17 protein-coding genes are annotated in these 17,197 nt (G+C 46.6%); 13 read left to right on the top strand and 4 right to left on the bottom strand.

Annotation, left to right across the window (positions count from 1 at the left end; all coding sequences use genetic code 11):
• The first annotated feature begins 51 nt into the window (after positions 1 to 51).
• On the top strand, positions 52 to 768 hold the full coding sequence (locus tag NYE68_RS14240) for a YrrS family protein (RefSeq protein WP_003152769.1): 717 nt from the start codon (positions 52 to 54) through the stop codon (positions 766 to 768).
• Between the two features lie 39 nt (positions 769 to 807).
• On the opposite strand, the gene NYE68_RS14235 is transcribed toward NYE68_RS14240, so the two are convergent.
• On the bottom strand, positions 808 to 1,011 hold the full coding sequence (locus NYE68_RS14235) for a YrzA family protein (RefSeq protein ID WP_003152771.1): 204 nt from the start codon (positions 1,009 to 1,011) through the stop codon (positions 808 to 810).
• 183 nt (positions 1,012 to 1,194) lie between these two features.
• Between NYE68_RS14235 and NYE68_RS14230 the strand changes: the two genes are divergently transcribed.
• The 5 genes from NYE68_RS14230 (at position 1,195) to NYE68_RS14210 (ending at position 4,981) form a co-directional block, all read left to right on the top strand.
• Positions 1,195 to 1,836 (top strand): class I SAM-dependent methyltransferase, encoded by a 642-nt coding sequence (locus NYE68_RS14230; protein ID WP_032866643.1) that lies wholly within the window; start codon positions 1,195 to 1,197, stop codon positions 1,834 to 1,836.
• A 20-nt stretch (positions 1,837 to 1,856) separates the two neighbouring features.
• Complete coding sequence (mtnN, locus tag NYE68_RS14225) at positions 1,857 to 2,552, top strand: 5'-methylthioadenosine/S-adenosylhomocysteine nucleosidase (protein WP_003152774.1); 696 nt, start codon at positions 1,857 to 1,859, stop codon at positions 2,550 to 2,552.
• Between the two features lie 47 nt (positions 2,553 to 2,599).
• A complete protein-coding gene (locus NYE68_RS14220; protein ID WP_032866645.1) occupies positions 2,600 to 3,523 on the top strand; it encodes an O-acetylserine dependent cystathionine beta-synthase in 924 nt (307 codons plus the stop codon).
• Between the two features lies 1 nt (position 3,524).
• Positions 3,525 to 4,667 carry a bifunctional cystathionine gamma-lyase/homocysteine desulfhydrase gene (locus tag NYE68_RS14215; RefSeq protein WP_032866647.1) on the top strand — a complete coding sequence of 381 codons (1,143 nt, stop codon included), beginning with the start codon at positions 3,525 to 3,527 and terminating at the stop codon, positions 4,665 to 4,667.
• Between the two features lie 83 nt (positions 4,668 to 4,750).
• Positions 4,751 to 4,981, top strand: coding sequence for a YrhC family protein (locus tag NYE68_RS14210; protein WP_012118061.1), 231 nt, complete (start codon positions 4,751 to 4,753; stop codon positions 4,979 to 4,981).
• 39 nt (positions 4,982 to 5,020) lie between these two features.
• On the opposite strand, the gene NYE68_RS14205 is transcribed toward NYE68_RS14210, so the two are convergent.
• Both NYE68_RS14205 and fdhF read right to left on the bottom strand, forming a co-directional pair.
• Positions 5,021 to 5,512, bottom strand: coding sequence for a DUF1641 domain-containing protein (locus NYE68_RS14205; RefSeq protein WP_085342221.1), 492 nt, complete (start codon positions 5,510 to 5,512; stop codon positions 5,021 to 5,023).
• Positions 5,513 to 5,529: 17 nt separating this feature from the next.
• On the bottom strand, positions 5,530 to 8,472 hold the full coding sequence (gene fdhF, locus NYE68_RS14200) for a formate dehydrogenase subunit alpha (RefSeq protein ID WP_100001722.1): 2,943 nt from the start codon (positions 8,470 to 8,472) through the stop codon (positions 5,530 to 5,532).
• Between the two features lie 306 nt (positions 8,473 to 8,778).
• On the opposite strand from fdhF, the gene NYE68_RS14195 reads away from it, so the two are divergent.
• The 7 genes from NYE68_RS14195 (at position 8,779) to NYE68_RS14165 (ending at position 15,750) form a co-directional block, all read left to right on the top strand.
• The gene (locus tag NYE68_RS14195) at positions 8,779 to 9,147 is read left to right on the top strand and encodes a DUF2294 domain-containing protein (protein WP_007408224.1); all 369 of its coding nucleotides are present in this window, start codon (positions 8,779 to 8,781) and stop codon (positions 9,145 to 9,147) included.
• 266 nt (positions 9,148 to 9,413) lie between these two features.
• The gene (locus NYE68_RS14190; RefSeq protein WP_007408225.1) at positions 9,414 to 10,214 is read left to right on the top strand and encodes a formate/nitrite transporter family protein; all 801 of its coding nucleotides are present in this window, start codon (positions 9,414 to 9,416) and stop codon (positions 10,212 to 10,214) included.
• A 389-nt stretch (positions 10,215 to 10,603) separates the two neighbouring features.
• Entirely contained in the window at positions 10,604 to 10,744 is a 141-nt protein-coding gene (locus tag NYE68_RS14185; RefSeq protein WP_003152787.1) for a YrzI family small protein, read from the top strand.
• 173 nt (positions 10,745 to 10,917) lie between these two features.
• Complete coding sequence (locus tag NYE68_RS14180; protein WP_007408227.1) at positions 10,918 to 11,073, top strand: hypothetical protein; 156 nt, start codon at positions 10,918 to 10,920, stop codon at positions 11,071 to 11,073.
• Positions 11,074 to 11,245: 172 nt separating this feature from the next.
• On the top strand, positions 11,246 to 11,785 hold the full coding sequence (locus NYE68_RS14175; RefSeq protein ID WP_007408228.1) for a methyltransferase domain-containing protein: 540 nt from the start codon (positions 11,246 to 11,248) through the stop codon (positions 11,783 to 11,785).
• Between the two features lie 209 nt (positions 11,786 to 11,994).
• Entirely contained in the window at positions 11,995 to 12,561 is a 567-nt protein-coding gene (locus tag NYE68_RS14170; protein WP_014418456.1) for a TetR/AcrR family transcriptional regulator, read from the top strand.
• Between the two features lie 27 nt (positions 12,562 to 12,588).
• Positions 12,589 to 15,750: a bifunctional cytochrome P450/NADPH--P450 reductase gene (locus NYE68_RS14165; protein WP_324636625.1), complete on the top strand. Its 3,162-nt coding sequence runs from the start codon at positions 12,589 to 12,591 to the stop codon at positions 15,748 to 15,750.
• 149 nt (positions 15,751 to 15,899) lie between these two features.
• Here the strand turns inward: NYE68_RS14165 and NYE68_RS14160 are convergent, their stop codons facing one another.
• Positions 15,900 to 17,108, bottom strand: a complete 1,209-nt coding sequence (locus tag NYE68_RS14160; protein WP_015240270.1) for an MFS transporter — start codon at positions 17,106 to 17,108, stop codon at positions 15,900 to 15,902.
• Positions 17,109 to 17,197 lie beyond the last annotated feature (89 nt).

The raw sequence follows: 17,197 nt of genomic DNA, 5'->3' as shown, positions 1-17,197 counted from the left end.
GCCCATGTTAAAATATATGCTGAGCAAGAGGGATAAAGGAGTGCAGAATGATTGAGCAATAAACAATCTCGTTTTGAAAACCGTGATAAGCGCAGAAAAGCAAATATGGTGCTTAACATTTTAATTGCTATCGTATCTATTCTTATTGTCGTCGTTGCCGTCAGCCTCTTCATCAACAGTCCGTCGAGCGACGTGAGCGAAAAAGCGGACACGAGCCAGAAGCAGGAAACACCTGCATCAGGCAAGACGAAGCAGACATCGGATGAAGACATAAAAGACAGCAAAAAAGATAAGGCATCAGACGATGACAAAAAAGATAAACAGGATAAGGACACATCTGATTCATCTTCAGATTCTGACAGCAAAAAAGACGATGATTCATCGAAAAGTGATGACAGCAGCAAAAAAGACTCTGATTCAAGCGATCCTTTTAAAGGCGCAAAAATAACAGAGGGCGGCTCATCAAGCGATGTCGAGAAAACAATTGTTAACCCAAAATGGAAAGCGGTCGGCACAAAGCAGACGGGAGAACATGCGGCGACGTATGACTCAAGCTCTGAAGACTGGTCCGAAATGCTTGACGCCATCTCTTACGCCACAGGCGTGTCAAAAGATCATATGACAGTGCTGTGGCTCGGAAACAATGGAAGCCCGCAAGATGCGAAGGGTAAAGTTTTAGACAAAACGAACGGCAAAAAGTATCAGGTCACCATCACTTGGAAAGACAAAAAAGGCTGGAAGCCGACAAAAGTAGAAACCTTAAAATAACCGCAAAAAAGCAGCTGATTATTCAGCTGCTTTTTTCTGTCATACGTCAGCTGAAAAATGCACCGACGCGCTGTAAAGGATTCTGCCGTCAACGGCCGTCACCTGATGGGATACGGAACGGACGCGAAGCATAATCGCCTGGTTGTTTTCAATCTGAACGTTTATTTTCTTTTCAAGCTCCTGCAAAGATGCCGCTTCGAAAAATTCTACTTTATCTTTGATTAAATCCAATTGAAAATTCATCAGTACAGATCCTCCTGATTTTTCTTCTGAGTCAATGAAAGTATAAGCCTTTCTGCCGTAATTGCGCAATAATCCCAAAGTATTTTAGTACCCTTCCATTCTTTTTTGTGATAGGATAAGAACTGTTCCACGATTAATCCATACTATACTCATAGGAATTATAAAATATGGAGAGTGAAAAATATGGGCCGTGAATTTATTCCTTTATTTGAAGATTGGGCAGCGACTTATGATGCCACAGTGCACGGGGCTGACAAACAATATGCCGCTGTTTTTAAAGGATATGACAGCATTCTTGACAGCATTGTCGCACTTTCAGGTTCAAACGTTTTAGAGTTCGGACCGGGAACGGGGAATTTAACGGCGAAATTAGCCGCTGCGAACAAAAAGGTGTTTGGTGTAGAACCGTCTCCGTCAATGAGAAAACTGGCGGCTGACAAGCTTTCTGACAAAGCCGTGTTCAGTGACGGAGATTTTCTGGAGTTTCCCGCTCCGCCTTTTCAAATAGATACCATCGTCAGCTCGTACGCCTTTCATCATTTAACCGATGAAGAAAAGCGAACGGCTGTAAAGCAGTATGGCGCAATCCTTCAGAAGCATGATAAAATAGTGTTTGCCGATACCGTCTTTAAAGATCATGAAGCTTATGATGAAGCCATTAAAAAAGCAATCCGAAACGGCTATCATCAATTAGCGGACGATTTAAAGACGGAACATTATCCGACACTCGGGACAATGAAAAACATCTTTTCAGAAGAGGGATTTGCCGCTCGGTTTACGCAGCAAAATGACTTTGTCTGGATAATGGAGGCGATTAAACGGTAAATCGAAGGGATTGTGTATAAATGAAACTGGCAGTCATCGGAGCAATGGAAGAGGAAGTTACGATTTTAAGAAGCAAACTGAAAGACGCAAAACAAGAGATGATCGCTCACTGTGAGTTTACAACTGGCAGCTATGAAGGCGTCGAAGTCATCTTGCTGAAATCAGGTATCGGGAAAGTCAACGCGGCGATCAGCACGACGCTTCTGCTTGACCGTTTCAAACCTGATTATGTGATTAACACAGGCTCAGCGGGCGGTTTTCATCATACATTGAATGTAGGCGACGTCGTCATCTCAACAGATGTCCGCCATCATGACGTGGATGTGACGGCGTTTGACTATGAATACGGACAGGTGCCGGGTCTTCCGGCAGCATACAAAGCTGATGAAAAGCTGATCAGTATTACTGAGGAAGCGGTTTCTGAACTGAACGGCATTCAAGTCGCCAAAGGCACAATCGCAACGGGAGATTCTTTTATGAATGATCCGAAGCGGGTTGAAGACGTACGCGCCAAATTTGCGGATTTGTACGCGGTTGAGATGGAAGCTGCGGCTGTCGCACAGGTGTGCCACCAGTTCAAAACGCCTTTTGTTGTCATCAGAGCTTTATCTGATATTGCCGGAAAAGAATCTGACGTTTCATTTGATAAATTTTTAGAACAGGCTGCCGTTCATTCAACTGAGCTTGTCCTGAATGTCATCAAACGAATTCACTAAGCGGGGGATTCTCGTTCTCCTCCGCTTTTCCAGGAGGAGGACATATATTGAACGTGATAACAGATATTACAGAACTAATCGGAAATACACCGCTGCTCCGTCTCAAGCATTTTGATATACCGGAGGGAACAGCGGTTTATGCTAAGCTTGAGATGATGAATCCGGGCGGAAGCATTAAAGACAGGCTGGGCGGGATGCTCATTGAAGATGCGCTTCGCACGGGAAAGGTGAAACCGGGCGGCGTTATCATTGAGGCGACTGCCGGAAACACCGGGATCGGACTCGCTCTGTGCGCCAGAAAGCATCAGCTTCGCGCCATTTTTTGCGTCCCGGAGCATTTCAGCAGAGAAAAGCAGCAAATTATGAAAGCTCTCGGAGCGGACATCGTGCATACGCCGAGAGAAGAAGGCATGCAGGGAGCCATCCGAAAAGCGCTTGAACTGGAGAGAGAGATTAATAATTCTTATGCCGTTCTGCAATTTAAAAACCGAGTAAATCCATTGACTTACTACAAAACGATCGGACCTGAAATATGGAACGCGCTCGGCGGGGATATCCACGCTTTTGTCGCAGGAGCGGGTTCCGGCGGCACCTTTGCCGGTACGGCAGCTTATTTAAAGGAGAAAAATCCTGCCGTCAAAACGGTGATCGTTGAACCGGAAGGCTCGATCCTGAATGGCGGAGAGCCGCATGCCCATAAAACGGAAGGCATCGGCATGGAGTTTATCCCGGATTATATGGACGAGAACCATTTTGACGCCATTTACACGGTGGAAGACGATACGGCGTTTTCGCTTGTCAGAGAAGCGGCTGAGAAAGAAGGCCTCTTAATCGGAAGCTCTTCAGGGGCGGCTCTTTATGCAGCGCTTGAAGAAGCGAAAAAAGCGCCCGCCGGATCAAATATCGTCACTATTTTCCCTGACGGCAGCGATCGATATATAAGCAAAAACATTTTTCAAGGAGGTCAGTAAGATGAAGAAAAAAACGCTGATGGTGCACGGAGGGATTACGGGAGATGAAAAAACAGGAGCGGTTTCCGTACCGATTTATCAAGTAAGCACGTACCAACAGCCGAAAGCGGGCGAGCACACGGGTTATGAATATTCAAGAACGGCCAATCCGACGCGGACGGCGCTTGAAAGCTTAATTGCGGAGCTTGAAGGCGGCGCGGCAGGATATGCGTTCGGCTCAGGCATGGCTGCGATTACTGCCGTCATGATGCTGTTTGACAGCGGCGATCATGTTATTATGACGGATGATGTATACGGCGGCACTTACCGCGTGATGACAGGCGTGCTGAACCGCTTCGGCATTGAAGCGGACTTTGTCGATACGAGCAGCAAAGAAAAAGTCCAAAAAGCCATCCGTCCGAATACGAAAGCCATTTATATCGAAACACCGACAAACCCACTATTGAAAGTGACTGACCTCAAACTGATGTCTGACATCGCAAAAGAAGCGGGCGTATTGCTTATCGTCGATAATACGTTTTACACGCCGTATTTCCAACAGCCGCTCAGCTTCGGCGCGGACATCGTGCTGCACAGCGCGACAAAATATCTCGGCGGCCACAGTGATGTCGTCGGCGGCTTAGTCGTCACGGCTGATAAAGAACTGGGCGAAAAGCTTCATTATGTGCAAAACTCAACGGGCGGCGTTTTAGGACCGCAGGATTCATGGCTTTTGATGAGAGGCATTAAAACGCTGGGACTCAGAATGGATGCCATCAATCACAGCGCCGGAAAAATCGCCGAGCTGCTTGAAGCACATGATGCCGTTCAGACGCTCTACTATCCCGGATCAGCGAAACACCCGGGCCATGAGCTGACAAAAGCGCAAAGCTCCGGTTTCGGCGGAATGATTTCCTTTGATGTCGGCAGCAGCGAACGCGTCGACGCGTTTTTAGAAAAATTGAACCTGTTTACGATCGCGGAAAGTTTAGGAGCGGTTGAAAGCCTAATCTCCGTGCCGTCCAGAATGACGCACGCATCGATCCCGCGCGACCGCCGGCTTGCGCTTGGCATTACCGACGGGCTCGTGCGGATCTCGGTCGGTATTGAGGATACTGAGGATTTAACGGCGGATGTGAAACAGGCGCTTGATTCACTTTTATAAAGAATGGATAGATTTACATTCTCTGTCGGCTGTCAGCTTGTATTATAATGTTGGTAGACTATAAAACTGGCAGGTGACCTTATATGGAGAAGAAAAGACTGAAATCATTAATAGAAGATTTTAAGCATTACGCATTTATTCTGCTTGCAGTCAGCACCTTCATTTATATCGGCGCGGTTCTTCCCGGACAAGGGCTGACTGCGGGCCAGAAAATGCTGATGTTTGTAACGGATTGTGTATTTTTAGCGGGCGCTTATTTCTGCGTTGACCGTTCACTTATTTATAAAAAGAGGCTGGAAGAGGCCGATGAATAAAAAAAAGCCATTGTCTTTTGACAATGGCTTTTTCGTTTCTTATTCAGACGGGGGTTCGCGTAATTCTTTTCCCATCCCTTTTAAAAACTGCAGCCCGAAGCCGAGCGCGCGGTTAATATCAGGATCACCGACGGCTTTCATCAGTTCAAACATACTGACTTTCCTGTCCTCTTTTAAAAATCTTTGCGCCTGATCCGTCCCGGCCATGGCGCTTTCTAAAAGTCTGCCCATAAATTCGGGATCAGCTTTTGACAGCGCGCCTCCCGCGGCCATCATCGTATTTAGGAGATTGGTGACAGGTTCCCGGGAAATCTGTCCGAGTGCGATTTTGGCAATCTCCTCTTTTGCCTGGAGCATATAGCCGGCGGCATCAAAAATGCCCAAGCCATTCAGCTCTGCCATGATGGACATCGTTTTCGCGACAGCTTCTTCATTTTCTGCGAGAAGCGTCTTCAGTTCTTCCAGTTTTTCAGCTTTCAGCTGTTCCTCTGTTTTCGTTTCTTTTTGAATTTCAGTAATTGGGCTTGCCATAATGTTTCCTCCTTTCCTTAATCAGTTAAGTGCACATAGCCCGGACGGTTCCATTTTCGCTGAGCTTCCACACCGTTTTGCGGATGACGTTTTTTGTTCCGCGGATTTGTTTTCGGAAGCGGCGGAGTATCACAGGAACCAAGCACTTCCATGCGGACTTTTGTCTGCTTATAGGCAGGTGTATGTGTCCGTGAATCATACGCAGGCCCGGTCAGGAAATTAATCGCAGAATCTTTATCTGTAGAGTTCATCGGCAGATAAAGCTCATTTGCGCGGACGCGGTCTGTCACAAGCGCGTTCAATTTAACCGCCCCAAAAGGAGAGACGAGCCGGATCATTGTTCCGTCGCAAATTCCGCGTTCAGCCGCGAGCTCCGGCGATACTTCAACAAATACATCCGGAACTTTAGACTGAATGCCTTTTGACTTGTTTGTCATGTTTCCTTCGTGGAAATGTTCAAGCATCCGTCCGTTGTTAATATGCAGGTCATATTCTTCAGGGAATACAGCAGGCTCCACCCAATCGCTCAGCGCAAAACGGGCTTTTTTGTCCGGGAAGTTAAAGCCGTCTTCATAAAGAAGCGGAGTGCTTTCTCCCGTAAAGCTTCCCCACAAGAAGCTGTTCCAGCCGCTAAGAACGTCATAACTTGCTTTTCCGAACAGCGGAGAAAGGCTCGCCATTTCTGAGAAAATGTCGCTAGGATGCGTGTAATTCCAATCAGCGCCTAAACGATTGGCGACTTCCTGAATAATCCACCAGTCGGGTTTTGCATCGCCGAGTGTCGGAAGCGCCTGATACAATCTTTGCACACGCCGCTCTGTGTTTGTAAATGTTCCGTCTTTTTCAAGAGATGGAACCGCAGGCAGGATGACATCCGCGTATTGCGCCGTTCTTGAAAGGAAAATATCCTGCACAACAAAGAAATCAAGGCTGGATAAAATGTTATGAACATGGTTGGCGTTTGAATCGACGAGCGCCATATCTTCACCGACGAGATACATGGCTTTCATGTTTCCTTCTTCAATCGCATGGAGCATTTCGATATTATCAAGACCCGGCTTGCCGTCAATTTCAACACCGTAAGCTTTTTCGAATTTAGCGCGTGCCGCATCATCGGTAATATGCTGATACCCCGGAAGCCAGCCTGGAAGAGTTCCCATATCGCAAGCGCCTTGAACGTTGTTATGTCCCCGCAGCGGATAGGCTCCGGCGCCCGGACGGCGGTAGTTTCCTGTGGCAAGCAGCAGGTTGGAAATCGCCGCTGATGTATCAGAGCCGCCTGTATTTTGAGTAACGCCCATGCCCCAAAGAACACAAGTGCCGTCTGCATCACGAATCATTTCGGCAATGCGGATGATCGTATTCTGAGAAAGTCCGGTGATGCGCTCCGCATATTCCAATGTGTATTTTTCCAGCGTTTCTTTATAATCATCAAAGTAGTTGACATTTTCATCAATAAACGCTTGATCGTGCCAGCCTTGGTCAATCATATATTTCGTTACTGCCATGAGCCAGACCTGGTCAGTCCCTTGTTTCGGGCTGATAAAGAGGTCGGACCGTTCAGCCATTTCATTTCTGCGCAGATCGGCAACAATCAGTTTTTGGCCGTGCAGTTTATGGGCGCGTTTCACGCGTGTGGCCAGAACCGGATGTCCTTCCGCCGGATTGGCGCCGACGATGAGCACGAGGCCCGCTTTTGCGATATCTTTAATTGTGCCGGCGTCTCCGCCCATACCGACGGTGCGGAATAAGCCGTCCGTTGCCGGTGACTGGCAGTAGCGTGAGCAGTTATCCACGTTGTTGGTTTCAAATACTTGGCGCGCTAATTTTTGGATGACATAGTTGTCTTCATTCGTAATTTTAGAAGAAGAAATAAAACCGACAGAACCATTTCCGTGTTCGGCCTTGATCGAACCGAGTCTTGAAGCGACAAGATCAAGAGCTTCTTCCCATGACGATTCAACAAATGCGCCGTTTTTCCGGATAAGCGGTTTTGTAATCCGTTCTTCCGAATTCACGAAGTCCCAGCCGAATTTCCCTTTCACACAAGTGGAAATCGCGTTAACCGGAGCATCGGAAACAGGCTGAATTTTAAGGATGTCACGTCCTTTTGTCCATACTTCAAAAGAGCATCCGACGCCGCAGAACGTGCAGACTGTTTTTGTTTTTTTCGTCCGTTTATCGCGCATAGCCGCTTCCACTTCAGACACGGCGAAGATGCTTGTATAGTCGGGTTCAACATTTTTCACTAAATCAATCATCGGTTCCATGACATCTTCTTTTATTCCTGTCATAAATCCGGCTTGGCCGAGCATTGATTTTTCCATCAGTGCGTTACAAGGACAGACAGTGACACACTGGCCGCAGCTGACGCAGGAAGATTCATTAATGGCGACGCCTTCATCCCAAATGACCCGCGGGCGGTCGCGCTCCCAATCAATTGAAAGGGTCTCATTCACCTGAAGGTTTTGACACACTTCCACACATTGGCCGCAGGCGATGCATTGGTTCGGATCATAGCGGTAAAACGGGTGAGACATATCAACCGCGCACTTTGAATCATCTTTCGGCGTATACGGATATTTCTGATGCTCAATTCCCATCATTTCCGCTGTATTATGCAGTGTGCAATTGCCGTTGTTGTTATCGCATACCGTACAGTAAAGCAGGTGATTCTCGAGCAGGCGGTCCATGGCCTCTGTCTGAGCCTCTTTTACCCTTCCCGACGTAAGCGAGATGGACATCCCGTTTTCTGCAGCCGTGGAACAAGAGCGCTGCAATTTCCCGTTTACTTCAACAATACAGGTGTCACATGTTTGAATCGGATCCACTTCCGGTACATGGCATATTTGCGGAATCTCAATTCCGTTTTGGTTTAAAATATCTAAAATCTTAGACCCCTCTGGTGCTTCATACTCCGTGCCGTCAATTTTGACACGGATAGACTGAACGTCTGTCACTTCCAATTCCCCTCCATCTTTTAAACTCGAAAAAAAGCCATGCACATAGATACCGGCCTCCTGTCCGGAGAACGGTATAAATACGCATGGCGGAATAGTTCACTAGCAAGTCTTACTAACAGACCAATCCTATTTGTATAAAACGATAGACTCATAACACGTTTCCTATTACAAATCCATCTTCACTGCTTTTATTATAAGATGATATTTATTATAATACAATACGAAAGGAAAACTTTAACCAGGTGAAATGTCACAAAGGGGAACCGGGAATGTCTTTCATAGGCTAAAATCGGAGGGGTCAATATGTCTAAAAAAATTCATGAATTTAACGATATTATCCGGAAATTGCGCAAAGAATTATTTGGAAAGGGGCCTGAACGAATTCACACCGTTTTTGTGGATAACATGGCGGTATCTACGCTTTACGGCAATCTAAGCGCAAGTGAGCAGTTTATCGCACGCACGCCTGAAGGAAGAGAAATGGTTCATGCGGCGCGAACCAGCTTAATTCAGGAACTGTATTCAAAACAAACGCCTGACGGAATGGAAGAGCTCATCGGAGCAAAGCTTGTGCATCTGTTTTCAGATATTAAAATAGAGGAAAATATTGCTGTATCGGTGTTTGTCTTTGACCGCTCAATTGAAGAGCATAAAGAAGAAATCAAAAGCTGACAATATTCAATTGACACGAAATTGTCACATTTGATATGATATGAACTGCCAGCAGTGGCCTAAGGACGATTTTTTATGGAATGTGTGCATGATCTGTACATATTCTATACCGCATATTTTCATTCTGCTTGATATTGTTGTATGGGTATGCATACAAGTTAGGCAGCATTCAAACCCCGTTTTTTCAGACGGGTTAGTTGAATGCTGCCTTTTTTGTTAGGCGTCTTTGGAAACTGCGGGCTGAAATGATAAATGGAGGGGTTATTATGGCTTTTCGTAAACCGGACGAAATAGCGGAGCTTGCGGTCGAATCAGGGGTAAAAAAGGTGCATTCACCGCTTTCAGCACTGATTGTATTAGGATTTTTGGGAGGAGCGTTTATCGCACTCGGTTATTTGCTTGATATCCGTGTCATCGGCGACCTTCCGAAAGAATGGGGAAGCCTGTCGAGTTTAATCGGGGCGTCCGTGTTTCCCATCGGATTGGTGCTCGTCGTTCTTGCCGGCGCGGAGCTGATTACGGGAAATATGATGTCGGTATCCATGGCGCTGTTTTCCAGAAGAATATCCGCCGGTGCATTAGTGAAAAATTGGGTGATCGTGACGTTGATGAATCTTGTCGGCGCACTGTTTGTCGCTTACTTTTTCGGACATGTTGTCGGATTAACCGAAACAGGACCTTACTTGGAAAAAACAATTGCGGTCGCACAAGGCAAATTGGATATGCCGTTTGGAAAAGTCATTGTTTCGGCGATCGGCTGTAACTGGCTTGTCTGTTTGGCCGTCTGGCTTTCTTTCGGCGCAGAAGACGGAGCCGGAAAAATCGCGGGTATATGGTTTCCGATTATGGCGTTTGTCGCAATTGGTTTTCAGCACGTTGTAGCCAATATGTTTATCATCCCGGCTGCGATATTTGCAGGCTCTTTTTCGTGGGGTGATCTGATTGGCAATCTCATTCCGGCCTTTATCGGGAATGTCATCGGCGGGGCAGTGTTTGTCGGCCTTATTTATTTTATTGCATATTCAAAAAAAGATCAGAAAAAGCAAGGGATGAAAAGAGTTTCCTGAGGTAAGAAAGATGCCGGAAAACATGGACAATTGAAGCGGAATGCCAGCACATTTTCCGTCCAAATCTTGAAAAAAATGTTTACAAAATGGAAGTTGATGGATATACTTACAAAGTAAGAAAAAAGCAAAGGGAGGTTGAATCACATGACGACGTTAAACGGCAATCAAAATCTACAATTGAACCGATTCAGCCTGTGGAAGAGTTCGTGTCCTTCCTTAACCTCTGCCTGTCAAGCACGTTAATTTCGGAGTATCAGGACATTCGCAGCTCCCCGCAGGGAAAGAAGCACAGTCTTCTTTTGTCTGCGGATTTAGTCTGCCCGCAGCGCATATGAACTTTGCTGCGGGTTATTTTCGCTTGTGCGGATATTGAAAGGGGGTGAGCGATAATGACCATTAATCTTTTCTTTTTAACACTGACCATTTCAAAGCGTTTTAAAAGTGCGGAAGAGTATGAACGAGAACAGCAGGTCGAAGAGTTTTATAATGAAGCGAAAGAACGCCAGCTGAAACACTTTTATATGAACTGAACGGACACGAAGGGCCAAAACGGAGGAGAAGGAGGAGATTATCATGTTCAGAATTGAACTGCTGAATCATTACACAATGGAGAAGGACCAGGTTTAGCGAGGATGTTGCTGTCACGTCGCAGACGGCCTGCATACCATGGTAAAGAAAGAAAAATTGGTAAGCGGGTGATAGCATGCAAGGCGGTCAGAACAGAATTCCATCCATCGGGCACGGGTATGCGTCAATGCCCCATTCATTTAAACACGGCTACGGCAACCCGTATCGCCGGCAGAGAATGGCGGCGCTTTCCCGGCAGACAAGATATATAGCACCGTATTATTGGTACTAGAGCAGGCGGAAAACCTACGTTTTCCGTCTTTTTTTTATGAAAACAAATATAAATTTCAAATAAATCGAAACGTTCATGAAGAGAAGTGCGTCTAGTTAGTACCTCATACTAATACGAGGTAATATTATTTCTGAATAATAAATCACAGGAATGGAAAAGCGGGTGTTATACAATGTTGCAACATACATCTTCAGCATTAAAACGAATGCGCGCGAAATACTTTGCTGCATCAGAACCGGCAGAGTCAGTCATTCAGCAAATCTTGATGGACATACAGGAATACGACCGCATTTTGGAAATCGGGACCGGAAACGGCTCAATGTTTAAACAAATCATCGGACAGCTTGAAAAGGGCAGTCTTAAAAGCATAGAAACATCGAAACGTAAAATACGGAAAACACAGCGCGCAAACCGTTCGGTTATAAAAGCCGGGCTCGGAAACATTCAGCAGGGGAGGCCGGAAAGCATACCGTTCCGCGACCGCAGTTTTCATAAAGTCTTCTCGTTACATACTGCTGAAACAGTCAGCGATTACCGCACGGCATGTAAAGAAGTGTACCGCGTTCTTCAAATTGACGGGTGTTTCTATATGGTTTTGAAACCTTCGCGGATGAGTGAAAAGGATGTGATTGAGGTGCTCTATGATCAGCATTTCAGAGACATTTCAGTTGTCAGCAGAGATTCATTCCATTTTATTACTGCCATTAAATAGAATATTTCTTGGGAAATAAAAAGAGCTGCTTAAGTCACTGCAGCTCTTTTTGTGAAATTGGGCATATTTCCTTATTTTTGGTTATTTCACATATATTTTATATTAAAAAAAGTTTTTTTCTTATACAATGGTAATCAGATGACCGTACATTTTAAATATTTTGAACAAACGGAATGAATATTCATTCCGCATTTAGAAAGGGGGATGAAATGACAGCTTCAAATAAGGTTGAACTCATTATGAAAGCGTCGCTTACTTTGTTTACAGATAGAGGATTTGACGCCACGACGATTCCGATGATTGCCGCTCAGGCCGATGTCGGAACCGGCACAATTTACCGTTACTTTGACAGTAAAGAGACACTTGTGAACGTACTGTATCAGGAAAGTGCGCAGCGTTTTATGAAAAAAGTCAAAACGGACTTTCAGGGGATATCTGTAAGAGAAGGGTTTCATCACCTGTTTTATTGTCTGATTGATTTTACGAAGGAAAGTGAGTATGCATTGTTTTTTCTTGAAACGAATAAGGACGCCTACTTTCTGAATGAAACGAGCCGTAAGCTTCTTGATGAAATAACACAGATGCTTGACGTCTTTTTTCAGCGCGGCAAGTCTGAAGGCGTGCTCCGCAATCTGCCGTCCAATGTGCTGATGGCGCTGCTGCTCGGGGCATATCTCAAACTCTATCAGCTTGTCCGGACGGGAAGCGTCGAAATAACAAAACCGTTTCTGAAAGAATTGGAGCAATGTTCTTGGGATGCCATCAGAACTCATTAATTATTCGCCGAAGGAAGGAAGATCGATATGAAACAGCTAAGCGCTATACCGCAGCCGAAAACATACGGGCCTCTGAAAAATCTCCCTCACTTGGAAAAAGAAAAACTGTCACAATCGCTTTGGAAAATTGCCGAAGAATACGGCCCGATCTTTCGTTTTGAATTTCCGAGCTCTGTCGGGGTCTTCGTATCAGGCCGCGAGCTCGCGGCAGAAGTCTGTGATGAAAAGCGATTTGACAAAAATCTCAGCAAAGCCCTGCTGAAAGTCCGTGAGTTTGGCGGTGACGGACTATTTACGAGCTGGACTCACGAAAAGAATTGGCAGAAAGCGCATCGGATTTTATTGCCGAGCTTCAGCCAGAAGGCGATGAAAGGCTATCATTCAATGATGCTGGATATTGCCATGCAGCTCGTGCAGAAGTGGAGCAGATTAAATCCGAATGAAGAAATTGACGTTGCCGAAGATATGACGCGCCTGACGCTGGATACAATCGGCCTGTGCGGATTTCATTACCGCTTTAACAGCTTTTACCGCGACACACAGCATCCTTTTATCACAAGTATGCTTCGTGCGCTGCAGGAGGCAATGCGCCAATCACAAAGACACAGCCTGCAGGACAAGCTGATGATCAAAACGAGACATCAGTTCCAGCAGGATATTGAAGAGATGAATTCGCTTGTAGACCGGATCATCGCTGAGCGGAGGGAAAATCCGGATGAGAATCTGTCTGACCTTTTAGCATTGATGCTTGAAGCGAAAGACCCTGTAACAGGGGAAAGGCTGGATGATGAAAATATCCGTTATCAAATCATTACCTTTTTGATCGCTGGGCATGAAACCACAAGCGGGCTGCTTTCTTTTGCGATATACTGCCTGCTGAAAAATAAAGATAAATTGAAAAAAGCCGTTCAGGAAGCCGAGCGGGTGCTGACGGGAGAGACCCCTGAATATAAGCAGATTCAGCAGCTGACATATATCCGCATGGTGCTAAACGAGACTTTGCGGCTGTATCCGACTGCCCCGGCATTTTCTCTGTACGCGAAAGAAGATACGGTTCTCGGCGGGAAATATCCGATTGCGAAGGGACAGCCGGTGACGATTCTGACTCCGCAGCTGCACCGGGATAAAAGCGCGTGGGGAGAAGATGCCGAGTCATTCCGTCCGGAAAGGTTCAGTGATCCCGCGGCCATTCCGGCAGATGCGTATAAGCCGTTCGGAAACGGACAGCGCGCATGCATCGGGATGCAGTTTGCCCTGCAGGAAGCGACAATGGTGCTCGGCCTTGTCCTGAAACACTTTGAACTGATTGATCATACTGATTATGAGCTTACGATTAAAGAAGCTCTAACCATTAAGCCCGGTGATTTTAAAATCCGTGTGAAAAACAAGGACGTGTCCAATCATCAGCCCGTACAAAGCCAAAAAGCTGAAGGCAGCGGCCACAAAGAAGAAACGAAAGAAATCCCGTCCCACGGAACGCCGCTTCTCATTCTTTACGGATCAAATTTAGGAACTGCGGAAGGAATCGCGGAAGAGCTGGCTGATATCGGAAGAAGCAAAGGATTTTCAACTGAAACCGGCCCGCTCGATGATTATGCCGGGAAACTGCCTGTAAAAGGCGCGGTCGTTATTGTTACGGCTTCTTATAACGGGGCGCCGCCTGATAATGCGGCGGGTTTTGTGAAATGGATGGAAACCCTTGAAGATCAGGAATTAAAGGGTGTTTCTTACGCCGTCTTCGGCTGCGGAGACCGCAACTGGGCCGCCACTTACCAAAGGATCCCCCGCCTGATAGACAAAGTGCTTGAAGAAAAAGGGGCAAAACGGCTGACCTCTATCGGAGAGGGCGACAATGCCGATGATTTTGAGTACAGTCAGGAAGCCTGGGAAGACTCATTCTGGAAGGACATCATGAAGGCTTTTCATATAGAGGCCGCTCCAAAACAGACAAACAAATCACAGCTATCAATCGAATACGTAAGTGAAGCAGCCGAGACGCCGATTGCCAAAACGTACAAAGCATTTGAGGCAGAGGTCATCACGAACAAAGAGCTTCATACCGAAAGCAGCAAGCGCTCAGTCCGGCATATTGAGCTGCGTCTCCCTGAAACAGAAACGTATCAGGAAGGAGATCATCTCGGGGTGCTTCCGCAAAACAGCGGGGAACTGATCAGCCGTGTCATTCGCCGATTCGGTCTTGATCCGAACCAGCACTTTAAGATCAAGGGCCGGCAGCTGCCTCATCTGCCGATGGACCGGCCGGTTAATGCGCCGGAGCTTTTGGCGTCCTATGTAGAGCTGCAGGAGCCGGCAACGAGAGCCCAGCTTCGCGAACTTGCCGCACATACCGTGTGCCCGCCGCACCAAAAAGAATTGGAGCATCTTTATTCTGATGATGCGGCATATAAAGAAAACGTGCTGAAAAAACGAATGACCATGCTGGACCTGCTGGAAGATTATCCCGCATGTGAACTGCCGTTTGAGCGCTTTTTAGAACTTCTGCCGTCCTTAAAGGTGCGCTATTATTCAATCTCAAGCTCACCGAAGGCAGCCAGCGGGGAGCTCAGTATCACGGTCGGCGTTGTGACGGCTCCGGCATGGAGCGGCCGTGGGGAATACCGGGGCGTGGCTTCGAACTATTTAGCCGGATTACAAAAAGGCGATTCTGCCGTCTGTTTCATCCGCTCGCCGCAGTCGGGTTTCGCATTGCCTGAAAATCCGAAAACGCCTCTCATTATGGTCGGAGCAGGCACAGGAATTGCGCCGTTCAGGGGATTTATCCAGGCGCGGGCTGCCGAAAAAATGTCCGGTAACAGCCTGGGTGAAGCTCATTTATACTTCGGCTGCAGGCATCCTGAAGAAGACGATCTGTACAAAGATGAATTCGACCATGCGGAGAAAAACGGTCTTGTCACCGTGCATCGGGCGTATTCCAGGTTAGATCAGGACTGTAAAGTATATGTACAGGATGCCCTGCTTCGCGAGGCTGCACAAATTATTGCCCTTCTTGACCAAGGCGGCCATCTCTATATATGCGGTGACGGAAGCAAAATGGCTCCGGCTGTCGAAAATGTACTGCTTCAGGCGTATGAAAAGGTGCATAACACCGATTCAAAAGTTTCCTTGGAGTGGCTTGAACAGCTGCAGGCGGAAGGAAGATATGCGAAAGATGTTTGGGCAGGTATGTAACAGAAGAGTGAGACAACTGAAGAATGTTTTTTAATTGAAGAAAGCCGGCACGATATTTGAAATCTACTGAATCAAAAGGAATAGTTATAGGGAGTATCGTGCCGGCCTTATCTTTAGTATCGGACAAAAGGCACAAATCTTTAATGTTTTTATTGATTTACATGCAGGCGGCTATGTCCCTTTTTTCTGAATTCCGCCAGAAATAAAACCGGATAAGACAGCAATAGCAAAACCGAAATAAATGAAATGATACCGATCCAATGAAAATGCGTCCAAAAGAAACCGCCGCAAGACCCTGCCACGCTTGAACCGATATAGTATGCAAGCAGATATAATGAAGAGGCTTGCGCACGATGATCACCGGCTGCGCGGCCGACCCAGGCGCTTGCGATCGAATGCGCGCCGAAAAAGCCGAAGGTAAAGACGGCAATCCCCGCGATTTTGAGCGCAAGCTGGGGCAAAAGTGTCACCGCTGCGCCGGCAAGCATAACAAAAATCGCAATCTTAATCATTTTCGCGCTTCCGAAAAGATCTGCTTTTTTCCCCATATAGACAGAGCTGAACGTCCCCGCGAGATAGACAATAAAAATAAAACCGATCACAGTCTGCGACAAATGATAAGGAGCCGCCATTAAATGAAAGCCGATATAATTATATAATGTCACAAAACTCCCCATTAATATAAATCCCAGAGATATTAACAAAAGCAGCCGTTTGCGGTGCAGGACCGCTCCGTATTCCTTACATGCCGCTTTTACGCCCGCATGCCGCTGAGATGAATGGCGCGGAGCCGGAAGAAAACGCCAAAACAAATAGCTTAATACAATAGAAAGAATGCCGATGATGGCAAGCGCCGGCCGCCAGCCGAATACATCGGTCAGAAGCCCCGTTAACAGCCTGCCGCTCATTCCCCCGATGCTTGTGCCGCTGATATACAAGCCCATCATTTTCCCGAGGCCCTTCGGATCAAACTCCTCGCCTACATATGTCATAGCGACAGCCGGAACGCCTGCCAGGAAAATACCGAGCAGCGCTCTCATCGCCAAAAGCGCGGGAAAAGCCGGACTGAACGCTGTTAATAGACCTAAAACAGAAGTAGCTGTTAACGACAGCACCATTAATTTTTTTCTGCCGAATCCGTCAGACAACGAAGCGGCGGCCAATAATGAAAATGCCAAAACGGCTGTTGAGATGGATAAAGTTAAGCTGGCAGCCGCAGCGGAAATATGAAACTCTTCCGAAAACAAAGGCAGAAGCGGCTGTGTCGTGTAAAGCGTGGCGAAGGTCACAAAGCCGCTGATAAACAGAGCCAAGCTGGCCTTTCTGTAAGCCTTTGTATGAGGCTGAATAAACGTCATGAATGTCCCTCTTTTCTCACTGTTGGTTATATATGTATCGTACGCTTTTCATTTCAATGTGTCTAATTTATAATAACTATAGAATTAAT

Source organism: Bacillus sp. FSL R5-0447 (genome assembly GCF_038606125.1).
Lineage (GTDB): Bacteria > Bacillota > Bacilli > Bacillales > Bacillaceae > Bacillus > Bacillus velezensis.
This window is presented reverse-complemented; position numbering and strand designations above follow the sequence as displayed.